15 protein-coding genes and 1 pseudogene are annotated in these 15,239 nt (G+C 52.9%); 3 read left to right on the top strand and 13 right to left on the bottom strand.

Features of this window, described 5'->3' with window-relative positions; genetic code table 11:
- The 7 genes from EVJ33_RS14355 to EVJ33_RS14325 form a co-directional block, all read right to left on the bottom strand.
- Nucleotides 1–2,130, bottom strand: a complete 2,130-nt coding sequence (locus tag EVJ33_RS14355) for a (Fe-S)-binding protein (RefSeq protein WP_131438160.1) — start codon at nt 2,128–2,130, stop codon at nt 1–3.
- A gap of 89 nt (nt 2,131–2,219) precedes the next feature.
- Complete coding sequence (locus tag EVJ33_RS14350) at nt 2,220–2,936, bottom strand: hypothetical protein (protein WP_131438158.1); 717 nt, start codon at nt 2,934–2,936, stop codon at nt 2,220–2,222.
- Nucleotides 2,937–2,942: 6 nt separating this feature from the next.
- A complete protein-coding gene (locus EVJ33_RS14345) occupies nt 2,943–3,458 on the bottom strand; it encodes a GNAT family N-acetyltransferase (RefSeq protein WP_131438156.1) in 516 nt (171 codons plus the stop codon).
- A 47-nt stretch (nt 3,459–3,505) separates the two neighbouring features.
- Nucleotides 3,506–3,934, bottom strand: coding sequence for a hypothetical protein (locus EVJ33_RS14340; RefSeq protein ID WP_131438154.1), 429 nt, complete (start codon nt 3,932–3,934; stop codon nt 3,506–3,508).
- Complete coding sequence (locus EVJ33_RS14335; protein WP_131438152.1) at nt 3,931–4,350, bottom strand: YwiB family protein; 420 nt, start codon at nt 4,348–4,350, stop codon at nt 3,931–3,933. Before EVJ33_RS14335 ends, EVJ33_RS14340 begins: the two co-directional genes overlap by 4 nt.
- Nucleotides 4,351–4,536: 186 nt before the next feature.
- Nucleotides 4,537–5,196: a Type 1 glutamine amidotransferase-like domain-containing protein gene (locus tag EVJ33_RS14330; RefSeq protein WP_131438150.1), complete on the bottom strand. Its 660-nt coding sequence runs from the start codon at nt 5,194–5,196 to the stop codon at nt 4,537–4,539.
- A gap of 87 nt (nt 5,197–5,283) precedes the next feature.
- Nucleotides 5,284–7,011 (bottom strand): glycoside hydrolase family 13 protein, encoded by a 1,728-nt coding sequence (locus EVJ33_RS14325; protein WP_131438148.1) that lies wholly within the window; start codon nt 7,009–7,011, stop codon nt 5,284–5,286.
- Between the two features lie 214 nt (nt 7,012–7,225).
- Between EVJ33_RS14325 and EVJ33_RS14320 the strand changes: the two genes are divergently transcribed.
- Both EVJ33_RS14320 and EVJ33_RS14315 read left to right on the top strand, forming a co-directional pair.
- On the top strand, nt 7,226–7,684 hold the full coding sequence (locus EVJ33_RS14320; protein WP_131438146.1) for a GNAT family N-acetyltransferase: 459 nt from the start codon (nt 7,226–7,228) through the stop codon (nt 7,682–7,684).
- A 53-nt stretch (nt 7,685–7,737) separates the two neighbouring features.
- Entirely contained in the window at nt 7,738–8,502 is a 765-nt protein-coding gene (locus EVJ33_RS14315) for a MerR family transcriptional regulator (protein WP_131438144.1), read from the top strand.
- A gap of 26 nt (nt 8,503–8,528) precedes the next feature.
- Here EVJ33_RS14315 and EVJ33_RS14310 read toward each other — a convergent pair whose 3' ends face one another.
- The 5 genes from EVJ33_RS14310 to EVJ33_RS14290 form a co-directional block, all read right to left on the bottom strand.
- On the bottom strand, nt 8,529–9,182 hold the full coding sequence (locus EVJ33_RS14310) for a hypothetical protein (protein ID WP_131438142.1): 654 nt from the start codon (nt 9,180–9,182) through the stop codon (nt 8,529–8,531).
- 63 nt (nt 9,183–9,245) lie between these two features.
- Nucleotides 9,246–9,827 carry a hypothetical protein gene (locus tag EVJ33_RS14305; protein ID WP_131438140.1) on the bottom strand — a complete coding sequence of 194 codons (582 nt, stop codon included), beginning with the start codon at nt 9,825–9,827 and terminating at the stop codon, nt 9,246–9,248.
- Nucleotides 9,828–9,839: 12 nt separating this feature from the next.
- Nucleotides 9,840–10,982 carry an aminotransferase class V-fold PLP-dependent enzyme gene (locus EVJ33_RS14300; protein ID WP_131438138.1) on the bottom strand — a complete coding sequence of 381 codons (1,143 nt, stop codon included), beginning with the start codon at nt 10,980–10,982 and terminating at the stop codon, nt 9,840–9,842.
- Entirely contained in the window at nt 10,979–11,830 is an 852-nt protein-coding gene (locus EVJ33_RS14295; protein ID WP_131438136.1) for an NAD-dependent epimerase/dehydratase family protein, read from the bottom strand. Before EVJ33_RS14295 ends, EVJ33_RS14300 begins: the two co-directional genes overlap by 4 nt.
- Nucleotides 11,831–11,860: 30 nt before the next feature.
- On the bottom strand, nt 11,861–13,780 hold the full coding sequence (locus tag EVJ33_RS14290) for a polysaccharide biosynthesis protein (RefSeq protein ID WP_131438134.1): 1,920 nt from the start codon (nt 13,778–13,780) through the stop codon (nt 11,861–11,863).
- 418 nt (nt 13,781–14,198) lie between these two features.
- Here EVJ33_RS14290 and EVJ33_RS14285 point away from each other — a divergent pair, with 418 nt between their 5' ends.
- Entirely contained in the window at nt 14,199–14,951 is a 753-nt protein-coding gene (locus tag EVJ33_RS14285) for a homing endonuclease associated repeat-containing protein (protein ID WP_131438132.1), read from the top strand.
- A gap of 158 nt (nt 14,952–15,109) precedes the next feature.
- Here the strand turns inward: EVJ33_RS14285 and EVJ33_RS15675 are convergent.
- Nucleotides 15,110–15,239, bottom strand: a pseudogene (locus EVJ33_RS15675) (transposase); the annotation flags it as partial.

Genomic DNA, 15,239 nt, shown 5'->3' with positions numbered 1-15,239 from the left:
TTATTGCATGAGTGGTTCTGGTATTTCGAGCGGAGCGAGGGAGCGATCGAGTAGTTCGACGACATCGAACGTGCCGACCGTTTCATCGACTTCTTTCGCTTTCGTCCCGTCGGAGAGCATCGTCAAGCAATACGGACAGGCCGAGCCGATGACCGTTGGCTTCGTCTCAAGCAACTGCTCGGTCCGGGCTACGTTGACGCGCGTCCCGACTTTCTCTTCTTGCCACATGAGACCGCCGCCGGCGCCGCAACACATGCCGTTCTCACGGTTGCGGTCCGCCTCGACGAGTTCGACACCCGGGATGCGTTCGAGCACAAAGCGCGGGGCATCGTAAATGCCGTTATAGCGTCCAAGGTAACACGAGTCGTGATAGACGACGCGCTCGTTCACAGAGAAGTCCGGCTTGACCCGGCCTGTATCGAGGAGCTCAGCGAGGAGCTCGGTATGGTGATATACTTTCACACCACTTAATCCGAAGTCCGGATACTCGTTTTTGAACGTGTTGTACGCGTGCGGGTCGACTGTGACAATCTTTGTGACCCCGTACTTTTCGAACAGTTTGATGTTTGCCTCGGCGAGCTCTTGGAACAACAGCTCATTCCCGATGCGGCGTGGTGTGTCCCCTGAGTTCTTCTCTTCGTTCCCGAGGATGGCGAACGAGACACCAGCCTTGTTCAAGACGCTCGCAAAGCTTTGGGCGACTTTTTGGCTGCGGCTATCGTATGAGCCCATCGCCCCGACCCAGAAGAGGAATTCGAACTCTTCGCCGGCCTTCTTCTTCTCTTTCGCTGTCGGAATGACGAGTTCTTCCCGGTCTTTGCGCCAGTTCTCGCGCTCTTTCCGGTTCATCCCCCACGGATTGCCTTGACGTTCGATGTTCGCGACCGTACGCTGCGCCTCAGGATCCATCTTCCCTTCCATCATGACAAGGTAACGACGAAGGTCGATGATCTTGTCGACGTGCTCGTTCATGACCGGACATTGATCCTCACAGTTGCGACACGTCGTACATGCCCAAATCTCTTCTTCGGTGATGACGTTGCCAATCAACTCGTCGGCGACGAGCATGTTTCCATTCATCGCCGCAGCCGCGATCTCGGCCCCTTGCGTGTTTTGGAACATGAGTGCTGGAGCCCACGGCGATTTGCGCGTGATGGCGGCCCCTTTCATGTTCATATGGTCGCGTAGTTTGACGATGAGGTCCATCGGCGACAACATCTTCCCGGTCCCTGTCGCCGGGCAGACGTTCGTACAGCGTCCGCACTCGACACAGGCATACAGATCGACGAGTTGTTTTTGGTTGAAGTCCTCGATTTTATTGACGCCGAAGACGATTTCTTCATCCGACTCCTCGGCCTCTTCCATCGCTGAGAAGTCGACCGGTGCAAGACGACCGACTTGGTGCGTCCGTCCGAGCCAAACGTTGAGCGTCCCGGCAATCAAGTGAGCATGCTTGCCTTGCGGGATATAAATCATAAAGCTGAGCAAGAACAAGAGGTGGAGCCACCAGAAGACGACGAACAAGGCGAAGGCGACACCGCCAGGTACCCAGGCGAACGCCGAACCGATGAGTGTCGCGACCGGCTCGCCCCACATCGGGAGCTCTTCTTTATAGACGAGGTAAAACCCGTTTCCGAACAAGACCGATACCATCAGCCCACCGATGAAGATGAGGGCGAGACCGGCCAAGAAGTTTCGTTTCAAGCGCACGAGCTTCTCGACATAACGGCGGTAGAATCCCCAAACGACCGCAACGAGAATCATGAGCATGACGATTTCTTGCATGAACGTGAAAATCGGATAGAGCGGACCGAGCGGGATGTGCGGGAAACGCGTCCCGACAGCAAGCCCTTTCCAGATGAAGTCGATGGCCCCGAACTGGACGAGGATGAACCCATAGAACATCATGACGTGAATGATGCCGCTCTTCTTATCTTTCAACAATTTTTTTTGGCCGAACACGTTGATCATAACCTGTTCAAGCCGTTCTTTGTTCGTTTGGCTCCACTCTGCCTGTTTCCCGAGCTTGATGAACGTATAGCGCTGGTACACCAGCGAGGCGAACAAATATAGTCCATAGCCGAGGACGAGCAAGAATAGAATCCAGTTGACGATTAAAAATGTAGACATCCCCAAAACTCCCCCTTATGAAAACGGATTCAATCTTGAGTTCAGTATACCAAACAATGAATGAACAGTCATTCATTTTATTGAAGCGGTCAAAAATTGAGTACGTGCTTTAAGAATAAGAGGATGCCGCCATACCCGACGACGGCGAGCACGAACGTCCGAAAGTGAAGATTACGGTCGGCCGGGAGCTCGAACTTGACGATGTTCAGAATCATCGCCCCGGCAACGAAGGCGAATAAAATTGCCTCGATATGGGTCGGCAACTCGACAAAACGAGAGAAGAAGCCGCCGACGAGAATCCCGCCACTCAAAAAATAACGTCCTTGCCGGATGTAACGTTCACCGTAGTGACGATAGAGGTCGTGGCCGACGGCGAGGAAATGGACACCGAGCGCCGTCGCATAAAAGCTGCGGGCGACGAATGTGACCGAAGAGGCGGTGACGACATATGCCGAGAAAGACATATACGCCGTCAGAAGTGTCACCTGGAGCCAGTACGAGACGTTTTGGTCCACCGTTTCATCCTGAAAGTATGGGGTCCGGACGACACGCATCGTTCCGTAAAAGACGGTGAAGCCGAGTAGGCTGATGACATAAATTTCGGATGGCAGAGCCAGGTCGAGCCAATCCACTCGAAGCGTATCTTGCCGCTTGTTGAGCGACGGCAACAGATACATGAAAAAATACGTGATGGCGATCCCACTTGAAAATGAGAACCATTTTTGAGATGGCACCCGGTCTCGTGGAAACAGATAAATCCCAAAAAAATTGATGAGCGCTAAATAGAACACGATCCAATTCGCCATCTCGTGTCACCCTTTCAGTTCAATCCAAAACCGTTCGACGACCTTGCCGCTTCCCTCCATGAACGGTGTGTCCGGCACCCCGCCGTTGTTCAAAATGACTTGGCGTGACGCCACGTTCGTCCGATCGCACGTGATCAAGGCCCGCTCGATGCCGAGTTCTTTCGCCTTCTCGAGCGCGAGTTCAAGCTGTTTCGTGGCGAGACCCCGCCCGCGAGCGCTCGGCTTGATGCCGTACCCGATATGTCCTCCAAAGTTGATGAGGTTGTCATTCAATTCGTGACGGATATTCGCCGCCCCGAGCAACTCCTCCCCGTCCGTTAGCCAATACGTCGTGCTCGGCACCCAACTGACGTTGTTGACCCGTACCTCTTTATCACGGATCTGTTTGACGTACGACGAAAAGTCAGACGCGTCACGGTCGACCGCGTTCGGGACGATCGTCTCGCCCCGTTCCCACCATTCCTTTAAAAAATCGATTACTTTTGCTTCCTGATCCATTGATGTCTTCACGAGTCGCAACATCTGACTCCCCCCCTGTTTCTATGTATGAAAAAGACCGCAATGCGGCCTTAGTCTTCGAGTCCTAATCGTTTTGGCATCTGAGATGCGATCCCGCGCGCTTCTTCTAACCGGCCCGCTTCCACGAGTGTATGAAACCGTAAAAACTCCTCATGCGTCGCGTCACCGATAGCCGCCAAGTAGTCGATGTAGCGTTCATACACCGATTTGTCTTCTGGCCGCGCCTCGATCAAGGCGATATAGAGCCGAACCGTATCCTCTCCATAAAGAAGCGGAAACTCATCGTTCAATTGGAGTAATTTATCGACCGAGTCCATATCGACGCCGGTCTCGTTGTCGTAGTGCCCGACGACCTGCTCTGCGTGGTCCTCGAGGCGTCCGCGCCACTCTTCATACTCGTCCTCGTTCGTCTCGAGCATCTCGAACCAATCTTCGTTCAACATCTCTTCAATCTTTTTCACACGTTCTGCAAAGTTCATGTTTCGTCTCCTCCTTCAAACGTCCACGTGACGTCGACTTCATAGTTGCCCGCTAAGTCGTCGTTCATCGATAACTCGTAGATGAATCGGCAACTACCGTCGGCGACATCGAGCCGCTCCGTCGTTGTCGCCATCGTCATGGACATGTATGGGTTTTTATATAGGCTCTGCGTCAAGCGTCCTTCGATAAAGGAATGATTCATCTCGATCGGCCCTTTACAGATGAGCGCAAGCCGGCCCGTTGTATATTTGATGGTCGTCGGGACGACACCGTCTTCTCGTTCTTGATCGAACGTCAAGATGAAGCCGGTCTTCAATTCATAATAGAGCCCATCGGCTAGTAGCTCGATCGGTTCCGCGATCTCACGGATCGTCGTCTTTTGGCGCACACGTACGCGTTTCGGTTCAATTGCCATGGTGATTCCCCTTTCCGCTGTCCCATCGTACCATATCTCGCGAATAGTCCGGAATCGGTAACTTTTTCTTTCCCGGTTCTCACGCGCTTCACACGTCGCGGCTGATCAATTTTATATTATGTGCGTGCAAGAAGTCCGCTTCAAGCAAAAGACCGTGGACGTGATAATCCGCGGCCGTTCGTTTTGTTAAAACTTCAACCAATGCCCTTCTGAAATCACGTCGATGCGTCCGTCGACGACTCGAATCGCCGTCTCGTCATCAATGGCGTAGCTCGGCCCAGCCAGCATCTCTGCCCATTCGATCGCATGCTCGGACGTGTTCTCTGGCAACATCTCATGATCGAGGTGAGGGAAAATCGAGAAATCGACGTAGCCTAGCGTCTCATCGCTTTGGACGCCTGGGGCCTGCCAACCGACAAACGCCTCCCCGATGCGTGGGGTCATAACCATGCTACCGGCACTCAAACCGACATAGACGCCCTTCCAATCCGGCAACAGCTGCGCGACACCAGACTGCTTCATCCAATAATGCAAGAACAGTGGGTCGCCTCCGTTGACCAACAACACATCCGCTTCGTCGAACGCCGGTCTCCACACCCTTTCATCAAGACTGGGGAGGGCACTCAATTCGAGGACCCCGACCGACTTCCACCCTAACTCACACATCGGCGTCGAGAAATCACCGTTGAAAAAGTTCCATGCATGATTCGTCCCACCTGGTAGCGCGTAAATCGCGGTCGGAATACAAAGGGCGTTACACTCCTCAATCGGTCTCCCTAGTAACTCGAGCAACGATTGTTTGATTCGTTCATTTTTGATACCGGCCGATGTCAGTAATAATCTCAATCCGATCCCTCCTCATCATTAAATAGATTCGTGCTCTTTCGTCATTTCCCTGTGCTCAAAAAAGACCGCACAGAGGCGGCCTTCGGATTAACTCAATTTATAGACGCGTCCCTCGAACGGCTTCAAGTGGACGAGTGTCGTCTCATCATGCGGCTCGAGCGGCATGTTTTGCAAGACGACGTCTTTCGAACGAAGCGTGAGCTCTGTCGCAAAGATGGCTTCTTTCCCCGTCAAGTTCGTCATGACGAGGTATTGCGAGTCACCAAGCGTACGCGTGTACGCATAGATTTCCGGATGTTCCGGCAAGACGATGTCGTATGTGCCGTAGACGAATGTCTCGTCTTGCTTGCGAAGACGAATCATCTCTTTATAGAAGTTGAGAATCGAGTCCTCATCTTCGAGCTGAGCATCGACGTTGATGTCCGTATAGTTCGGGTTGATGCCGAACCAAGACTTCTCTGCGAACGTGAATCCTGCATTCGGTCCCGCGTTCCATTGCATCGGCGTCCGCGTGTTGTCACGTGACGAGTTCCACGTGATGTCCATCATCTCCTCATGGCTCTTACCATGTTCGAGACCGATGTAATAACGGTTGCGCGTCGCGATATCGTCATACTGGTCGATCGAGTCGAACTTCACGTTCGTCATGCCGATCTCTTGACCTTGGTAGATGAATGGCGTCCCTTGCATGAGGAAATACATCATTGCGATCGATTTGGCGCTTTCTTTCCAATAGCGCTCGTCATCACCCCACGATGACACGGTCCGTGTCTGGTCGTGGTTCTCGACGTAAAGGGCGTTCCAGCCGTCTGCCTCGAGGCCTTTTTGCCATTTCGTGAGGACGTTCTTCAAGTGAACGACGTCGAGCTTCGATTCAGCGTCTTCACGCCAGAGGCCCATGTGTTCGAATTGGAACACCATGTTCATCTTGCCTTCCTTCTCACCGACCCAAAGGTGGGCGTCGTCAGGCGAGACACCGTTCGCTTCACCGACCGTCATGATGTCGTGTTTATTGAACGTCTCGTCGCGAAGTTCTTCCAAGTAACCGTGAATCCCGTCGACGTTCATGTGCATCTCGAACGACGGGACGAAATCGAGGCCTTCCGGGTTCGGCAAGTCGCCGAACGACGGGTGCTTCCGGATGTGACTGATGGCGTCGACACGGAACCCGTCGATGCCTTTATCGAGCCACCAGTTGATCATGTTGTACACCGTTTGGCGCATCTCCGCGTTCTCCCAGTTCAGGTCCGGCTGTTTCTTCGAGAAAACGTGCAAGAAGTATTGCTCGGTCGTCTCATCGAATTCCCAGGCCGACCCACCGAAGATGGACTCCCAGTTGTTCGGTTTCGAGCCGTCGGGCTTGCCGTCGCGCCAAATATACCAGTCGCGCTTCGGATTGTCTTTCGAGCTCTTCGATTCGATGAACCATGGATGCTCATCTGACGTATGGTTGACGACGAGGTCGAGCAGCAGCTTCATGCCGCGCGCGTGGACCTCTTGTAAGAGACGGTCGAAGTCTTCCATCGTCCCGAACTCATCCATGATGTCTTGATAGTCACTAATGTCATACCCGTTGTCATCGTTCGGTGACTTGTACATCGGGCAAATCCAAATGACGTCGACGCCGAGATCTTTCAAGTAATCGAGTTTGTCGATGATCCCTTGAATGTCACCGATCCCGTCCCCGTTCGCATCGTAAAAACTGCGCGGATAGATTTGATAAGCAACGGCTTCTTTCCACCAGTTTCGTTTCAGTGTCTTCGTTTGTGTTTGCAAGTTACCTTTTGTGTGTTGGTCACGTTGTAAAAGTTGCATGTGTCAATGATACTCCCTTGTCCCTAAACTCACTGCGCATCCTATATACTAATATCAGTGCTGTTGTCTCTTCATCTCGTTAGCGCAATCGTTTGCACGATTGCAGTAAGTTAATCTTACCAAAAATCATTCCACGACACAAAGATGTTTTCAACAGCTTACTCATCGTGTACCCTACACGAATTTGAAATGAAATGAAAGTGAGGCGACTTACATGATCCGTTTGGCCACACAGGCCGATCTTTTGGCGATTGATCAATTGATTTTGACGAAAGCGCAATCGTTTCGGGCCGCTGGAAAAACGCAATGGCAAAAATATTTAGAACCGAGCCGGACCGATTTTGTGACCCATGACGTCACGAACGGGACCGTTTATGTATACGAAGCGAACGGAGACATCGCTGGGGCGGTCAGTTTGATTCCGCCGACGTCTTGGGACGAGAACTTGTGGGATGATCCTGACGCGGCCGTCTATTTGCATCGCCTCGTCGTCGATGACCGGATGAAAGGCCAGCAAGTCGGCGAACAGTTGATGCGTCATGCACTTGCAGCGACGCCGGACCGGGTTCGCCTCGACTGCGTCGCCACGAATCCATTTTTGAATGCCTATTATCCCCGTTTCGGCTTCCGTTATGTCGGCGAACGAGGTGGGTTCTCTTTGTTTGAAAAATAGGCTTGACCTTGACGCGACGTCAACGTGTACGCTGAATCCAAGGAGGTGAGGAGATGTATACGATTCAACAGCTCGCCACACTCGCCGGAACGACCACACGGACGCTACGGCACTATGATGCGGTCGGTCTGCTTATTGCCGACCGTGACGCTAACGGGTATCGCCGTTACTCATCACATGACGCCAAGCGATTGCAGACGATTCTGCTGTACCGTTCGCTCGACTTTCCGCTCGAGACGATTCAAAGCTTACTCGAGGCCGAACCGTTCGATCGGGCGCGCGCCCTTGAAGAGCAAGTGACCGCGTTACGCACGAAAGCCGCCTATTTTGCGACGCTCGCCGAGACGGCGGAATCGACACTCACCTCACTGAGAGGAGGAATTCCAATGGAAGACAAGTCGTTGTTCAACGGACTGTCGTTTGACGAATTGAAAGCCCATGAAGCGAAGCACGAGGCGGAGACAGAAGAACGTTGGGGCGAGAGCGAGGCGTACAAGACGTCACGTGAGCGCGCCGACAAGCGATCGAAAGAAGACTGGGAAACGCTCAGTCAACAACAAGTCGATCTCGTCAAACCGCTCGTCGACTTGTTCACGACCGGTATCCCGGTTGAAGATCCGCGTGTCCAAGCGGTCGTCCGGGCGAACCACCTGTTCATCAATGACCAGTTTTATGATTGCTCGCTCGACATGTTCAGCGGACTCGGTCAGATGTACGTCATGGACGAACGTTTCACCGCGTTCTATGACAAGTACGCGCCAGGGCTGGCCGTCTATTATAATGACGCCATCCAACACTATTGCATCACCCACAGCTAAACGGCCAAAGCATCACGCTTTGGCCGTTATTTTGCCGTCCGACGGTCATAGACTTCTTCCTTTAGTAACAACTCGATTTGATGCCTCAAGAGCGGGAGCCCCGTCGTAAGCTGCAAGTAAGGGTACGTCGCAAAGTTGTCGGTCCCGCCGATATAGAGCAAAGACCGGTCAACCACGGACCAGCCCCGTTCGGTCCATTGCTCGATTCTGACTTCACAGACGTCGGGCTTGGCCCGGAACGCCCAGTACGCTTCAAGTTGCCCTTCTGCCATCGTCGGTTTCACCGTCAACACCGGACAGTCGAACCGGGCGAGGACGCTCGGATCAATCGGACCCGCCTCGTGAATGACGATCAGTTGCGGGTCGAGGCGGTCGAGCCACATCATCGTCTTCATGTCGTTCAATGACGTGACGCGTAAGGTGTGATGGAACGGGATCGGTTCGTCGTTCAATGGATAGCGACGTTTAAGTTCTTGAATCCGTGCTCGGCTCGAGAGGCGCATGACGGGCGACACCAGCCGGACATATACGTGCGTCAGCCAATGCCGGATGGATGCCGGGCGATGCTCGCTCGGTCCATCTTCCTGAATGACATGGGTCACTCCTAAATTGCGGATTGCATGATAGACGTAGGCAGATGTCCGGTGCTCTCCCATGAGTAGTACGATTGGTCGGATCACGTCGTTCTCCTCCCTTCCCTGAAAAAGACCCGTTTTTCAAAGTTTGTTTTACCCAATTGCTCCTCACTTCCCATCACATGACTCACGAATGTCTAGTTCAGCGAGCGCCCGTTTCCAGGAGCCGTACCGCCGGGATACTTTGGCGACACTTGGTCGTCTATGTTGTTTCGCCCATTTTTGATAGGTGATCGCGTTGAACGGTACGATGATACGGCTTGCTTCTAGCAACGATTGGACGATTTCTGCTTTTTCACGTTCTGGCTGGACGGTAAAATGGAGCTCCTCTAGACGCTCTACCGTTTTCACGGCCAGACTCCAAGACCCGAAATGGGAAATAATATCACCTAGGGAAGGGCCGGTATGATCTTGAACCCATTGTTGATAATGAGTGCTCGTCAACTTCCCTTCCTGTTCAAGTGCGAGCCGAAGCGCTGCCACGAGTTCTTGTTGTGTATAGTGTTTTCGGGCTTCTAAGAGGCCGGCTGCCTTCAAGGCACCGGTCCATGACCCGTAAAAATTGAGAACGTCGAGAAATGTCGGGACGTCTCGGTCTCGGCTCCAGAGCTGATATTGTTTGACCGTGAGGGTCGGAGTCAGAGATGCAGCGGCTCGAAGCGCTTGAATGATCTCTGCTTCCCGGTTCATCGTTCGTCCTCCTCAGACGCTTTGTTCCGTGACGATTGAGCGCGTATCGAGCACGGTCTGGATGACTTGCTGTTGTTCGCCGAGTGTCAAATCCGATCCCGACGGAAGGCAGATGCCGTTCTCGAACAAGTGGCGACTTACATCTTTTCCGTCGACTGTCACGTACTCGGCATCGCGATACACCGGTTGTAAGTGCATTGGCTTCCAGACAGGACGGGATTCGATGCTGGCGCTAGCGAGGCGCTCGATCAACGTGTCGCGGTGTAAGTCGGTCTGATCCAACTGCATGGCGGTCAGCCAGCGATTGGCCCGCGAGTGCGGCACTTCCTGTTGATACGTCGTCCCGAGCTGACGAAACATACGCTCATAGCGGGCGAAAACACGACGTCGTGCTTGAACGCGCTGTTCAATCACTTCAAGCTGCCCCCGACCAATCCCGGCCGAGACGTTGCTCAACCGATAGTTATAACCGACCTGTTCGTGCTCATAATGTGGCATGTCTTCTCGGGCTTGCGTGGCCAACTTGAGCGCCAGTTGTCTCATCTCGTCGTTCGGTGTCAGAAGCATGCCTCCACCAGACGTCGTGATGATTTTATTACCGTTGAACGAATAGAATCCGATGTCACCAATCGTACCCGTCATCTGTCCGTGCCACGTCGAGCCGAGTGATTCGGCCGCGTCCTCAATCAACGGGACGCCGTACTCACGGCAGATGTGGCGAATCTCCCCAATTTTTGCGACGACGCCGTACAAGTGAACGACGATGACCGCTTTCGGCAGTCTCCCTTTTGTCGCCGCTTGGACGAACGCTTTACGGAGCGCATCCGGGGACATATTCCACGTCGTCATTTCCGAGTCGATAAAGACCGGGGTCGCGCCGACGTAACGGATCGGGTTGACCGATGCCACGAACGTGAGCGACTGACAGAAGACCGTATCACCTGTCTGGACGCCGAGCGTGAGCAATGCCAAGTGGAGGGCGGCGGTTCCTGAACTTGTCGCTAAGGCGTACGGGTGGTCCGCATAAGCGGCCACTTCCGCTTCGAACGCATTGACGTTCGGGCCAAGCGGGGCAATCCAATTGCTCGCGAACGCCTCTTCGATATAGGCCATCTCACGGCCCGACATATGGGGCTTCGATAGTAGGATGTTCATTTGATGCCCTCCTTCATCATGGTTTTGTACGAGATATACCAATCGACGACTTGCTCGAGTCCTTCAAACAATGATGTGCTCGGTCTGAATCCAATCAGCGTATCGAGCGGCGGAACGTCCGACTGCCGGAGGATCGACTCTCGCATCGGCAGTGACGTCTTCGCCGACTTGTTGAGGAGATGCCCGATGTCAGACAGTAACGTTTGGACGTTCACGTAGTCGGAGGCCGGAATTTGGAAATATCCGACTGGGGACATCCCGGTTTCAATCAAGCGCAGCAAGCGAACGACCGACTCGACGACGTCGTCGATATAGGAGACGTTGATGATGTCCGTCGCGAAGTATCCGGAGAGTCGGACACCTCGGTCGACGGCGACAATTGCCTTTGATACGAGCGTCGAGACGTCGTCCCAAGGTCCGAAGACGTCTTCTGTGAACAAGTGAATCCCCGGCCGTTCTCCGTCCTCTTGTTTTAACGGCAAGTCGAACGTGATGAACGATTCGACAGGGACCCGCGTCTTTTGGATGGCGATATAGCGTTTCATCAACTCGTAACGTTCAAGCGGCTCTTCACTACCGCTATGCCGACGCGTCGAACATAAGATGATGTGCCTCGGTTCGTATCTGTTTAAGACGCTGCGCATAATCGTCTTGTTCGCGAGCATCGAACGAATCAAATGAAAGCGCGGGTGGGTGAGTACGTAGAGGCGCTGTTTGGCGATTCGCGTCTTATGCCGCCCTTCATCGTCAATCCCGACGACGTCAAACCCTTCTTGCAACAGCCGACGTGCGATATGAAACCCTTGAAAACCAGCTACTCCGACGATAAGCACCGTTTGATCGTTCATCGTTCTCCCCCTCTTCAATCGTGATGACCTTCAACTTCCATCAGCGAGACGTGTCCCGGCGATATAGGGACGCATCCGTTTCACACCGTGCGTGAAGAGACGATCGATGTCTCGATCAAGATCGTCACTATTGGCGATAAAGAGCAACAAGTAAGTCAAGGCTTCCCGGTCATCCCGCAACGTCTCGATGAGATGTAGGACGGAAGCGACGGTCTTGAAAGGCCGGGTTTGTCCAACAAAAATTTTTGGGAAGACGTTCGCTTCCGGACAGAGCTCACTCGCGGCGAGCAGCTCCTCATACAACTTCTCACCCGGTCGAATCCCAGTGATCTCGATGCCGATCTGTTCAGTTGTGAATCCGCTCAACTCGATCATCTTTTTTGCCAAATCGATGATTTTGACAGGCTCGCCCATATCAAGGACGAATACTTCGCCGCCTCGTGACAAGACGCTCGTTTGGATGACAAGACGACTCGCTTCCGGGATGGTCATGAAATAGCGGGTCATCTCGGGATCGGTGACAGTGACCGGTCCTCCCCGGAGAATCTGTTCTTTAAAGAGTGGCACGACCGAGCCGCGACTGCCTAAGACGTTTCCGAACCGGACGACCGCAAAGATTGTCTCACTCGAACGAGCCTTCTCTTGGACGACCATCTCGGCGATGCGTTTCGTCGAGCCCATCACGTTCGTCGGATTGACCGCCTTATCCGTCGAGACCATGATGAAACGGCTCACGTTATGCCGGTCTGCGACATCGACCATATGCTTCGTCCCATAAATATTGTTTTTGACGGCTTCGAGCGGGTTATCTTCCATGAGCGGGACATGTTTATGGGCCGCGGCATGATAGACGATGTCCGGTTTATACGTGCGGAACACGTCTTCGAGCCGCGCCTCGTCTTGCACGTCACCGATGACCGGATGCAGACGTGTCTCCGTGCCGAGCCCGCGCAACTCTCGTTCGATCAAATAAATACTGTTCTCCCCATGACCGAGGAGAATCATTTCTGCCGGGGCGAATTTAATCAATTGGCGACATAACTCCGAACCAATCGAGCCCCCGGCGCCTGTGACGAGCACGGTCGCACCCTCTACATGACGAGATATGCCGGATATGTCCAACTGAACCGGTTCGCGACCGAGCAAATCCTCAATTTTCACTTCACGAATCTCATTGATGGAGACCTTCCCTGTCGCGAGCTCCGAGATCATCGGTAATGCATGTGATTCCGCGCCCGTCTTCTCAATTCGTTTCAGCAAAGCGAGACGCCGTGCATAAGGCAAACTTGGGATAGCCAAGATGACCACTTCGATACCATGTTCTTGAATGATGCGCTCTAAGTCGTCTGTCGATCCGATGACAGGCACCCCATGCACGTAAAGCGACTGTAGGTGCGGATTGTCATCAAGTAGACCGACGACGTGCAGGACGGTCGTCCGATGCTCTTTCAACTCACGGACAACCAACTGTCCCGAATCTCCGGCCCCGATGATGAGTGCTTTTCGTCCGGGGTGGTTCGAATGCGGTTTGAACACATCGAATACATGGTTTCGGGCTAAAAAGCGGGTGAACAAAATCAGGTTGAATGCGAGCAACCCTTGTACGGCAATCATCATGCCAAGGCCTGCCCCGAAATGAAATTGGTTGTAGGCATACAAGATTAAATCACTGCTCAACAAAGCGATGGCAACTTGTTTCATCTCATGGATGGACGCGTAACGCCAGTCGATACGATGAATCTTGAGGACGGTCCCGACGAGGCTGAAGCTGATGATTTTAATGGCGACCATCATCAACATCTCGCTCGATCCAAGTGCCGTATACGATGTGATCGTGGAGAACATCAGTTCAAACGTCACGTATAATACAAACGAGACGATCAAGATGTCGAGACATAAAAAGAGCAAATTGCGCTGATTCTTCCGATAGACGTTAACGAGCGTTGCCATGATAGTTCGCACCTCCAAGAGTCTAAGTTGTTCGTTCATGGTGTAAGTTGGAATGCGCAATAGATGCGTCGATGCTAGTAAACTACCCGACTCTCCTCAACAAATTTAAAGATAAGACAAGCTTTTTCTCATTAACGACATAGATGCAAAAAAGGAGTTCACGAAATGATTATCATGATTTCATTCACTTAATGAATAATTGTCTGACAAACGGGAAATGGAAATATACATAACCCGAATTGGGTATCGTTGACATTATTTTGCATCCTGTAAAGATTCGGCACGAGGAGGTAGAAATCGATCTTGACCATTCTTTTTGACTAGCTCGTTGACTCTTCAACCAAGACATCCTGTTCATTCACACCAAGAGACCTTCCGAGACGCTCGCTGCGTCTCCCTCCAAAGGAGAGACACCAAGATGAAAAAATGGACACGCCCTCAAATCGTACAAGCGTTGCAGTTAGCTGCTCAAGAACATGCCGAGCTCGATTCGAAACGGTATAGCGTATGGTCGCAAAACAAAAATGTTCCGTCCCTTTCCACCGTCATCCATCAGTTCGGGTCTTGGCGCGAGGCGCTCGCCGCCGCGCAAATCCAAATGTCGTTCCATTACTACTCGGATGAAGATATCCTCCGCGCGTTGAACCAAGCCGCCGAGGAGTTACCGCTCTTCACGAGTCAAACGTATCGGGAGTGGTCGAAAGTGACGCGTTCACCGTCGCTCACGTTAATCAGCAGTCGTTTCGGCTCTTGGTCGAACGCGCTCCGGGAAGCGAAACTTCAGACGACCGCCGCGAAAAACAATGAAGAGCGCATCATCCAAGCGTTGATTGAAGCGTCCGAAGAACTCGAACGCCTCACGTCCCAGCACTACGCCATCTGGGCCCAAGAGCGTGGCTATCCGACCGTCGCGACGATTGCCCGGAAGTACGGTTCTTGGAGTTACGCCTTATTCGTACTCGACATCGCCCCACCGAAACGAAAATGGGACGAAGAGGACGTCATCGAGGCACTCCGTGTCGCAAAACATGAATTGTCCCACTTTAGCATCCTGCATTACCGGAAATGGGCCGAGGGACGCAACGTGCCGAGCACGTCGACAATCAACGCCCTCTTCGGCAGTTGGACGGCGGCCTTAAAATGTATGGAAGAACAAACGATTGCTCAATAAAACAAGCCCTGTCTCATCATGAGACAGGGCTTCAGGCTGTTGACGAACCCATTCGCTTTTGGCGAATGGGTTCGTCTTTTTTTGTGTTCAACGAGCTCGAGGCGCTCTGCCCGACATAAAATTGAATAAATGCTATGTAGACGGTCGTTTTCGGCCAACAGGTTGGCCAGTTTCTTCATATTTTGTGCGGTCGCTGCCACCAGGTTGGCGCGGTCCACCGCCTCTTTCCCCCGGTAGAACGTGAAGCGGAGACCGTGGAGCTCCTTCCCGTCGGCGAACGAGCGCTCC

Origin of the sequence: Exiguobacterium sp. SL-10 (genome assembly GCF_004337025.1) — a bacterium.
Lineage (GTDB): Bacteria > Bacillota > Bacilli > Exiguobacteriales > Exiguobacteriaceae > Exiguobacterium.
Note: the sequence above shows the minus strand (reverse complement) of the source record. Positions and strands in the feature narration are given on the sequence as shown.

Excerpts from the sequence above, each read along its gene's own strand:
- EVJ33_RS14355 (WP_131438160.1), bottom strand. The coding sequence starts at position 2,130 with ATGTCTACATTTTTAATCGTCAACTGGATTCTATTCTTGCTCGTCCTC.
- EVJ33_RS14350 (WP_131438158.1), bottom strand. The coding sequence starts at position 2,936 with ATGGCGAATTGGATCGTGTTCTATTTAGCGCTCATCAATTTTTTTGGG.
- EVJ33_RS14345 (WP_131438156.1), bottom strand. The coding sequence starts at position 3,458 with ATGTTGCGACTCGTGAAGACATCAATGGATCAGGAAGCAAAAGTAATC.
- EVJ33_RS14340 (WP_131438154.1), bottom strand. The coding sequence starts at position 3,934 with ATGAACTTTGCAGAACGTGTGAAAAAGATTGAAGAGATGTTGAACGAA.
- EVJ33_RS14335 (WP_131438152.1), bottom strand. The coding sequence starts at position 4,350 with ATGGCAATTGAACCGAAACGCGTACGTGTGCGCCAAAAGACGACGATC.
- EVJ33_RS14325 (WP_131438148.1), bottom strand. The coding sequence starts at position 7,011 with ATGCAACTTTTACAACGTGACCAACACACAAAAGGTAACTTGCAAACA.
- EVJ33_RS14320 (WP_131438146.1), top strand. The coding sequence starts at position 7,226 with ATGATCCGTTTGGCCACACAGGCCGATCTTTTGGCGATTGATCAATTG.
- EVJ33_RS14315 (WP_131438144.1), top strand. The coding sequence starts at position 7,738 with ATGTATACGATTCAACAGCTCGCCACACTCGCCGGAACGACCACACGG.
- EVJ33_RS14305 (WP_131438140.1), bottom strand. The coding sequence starts at position 9,827 with ATGAACCGGGAAGCAGAGATCATTCAAGCGCTTCGAGCCGCTGCATCT.
- EVJ33_RS14300 (WP_131438138.1), bottom strand. The coding sequence starts at position 10,982 with ATGAACATCCTACTATCGAAGCCCCATATGTCGGGCCGTGAGATGGCC.
- EVJ33_RS14295 (WP_131438136.1), bottom strand. The coding sequence starts at position 11,830 with ATGAACGATCAAACGGTGCTTATCGTCGGAGTAGCTGGTTTTCAAGGG.
- EVJ33_RS14290 (WP_131438134.1), bottom strand. The coding sequence starts at position 13,780 with ATGGCAACGCTCGTTAACGTCTATCGGAAGAATCAGCGCAATTTGCTC.
- EVJ33_RS14285 (WP_131438132.1), top strand. The coding sequence starts at position 14,199 with ATGAAAAAATGGACACGCCCTCAAATCGTACAAGCGTTGCAGTTAGCT.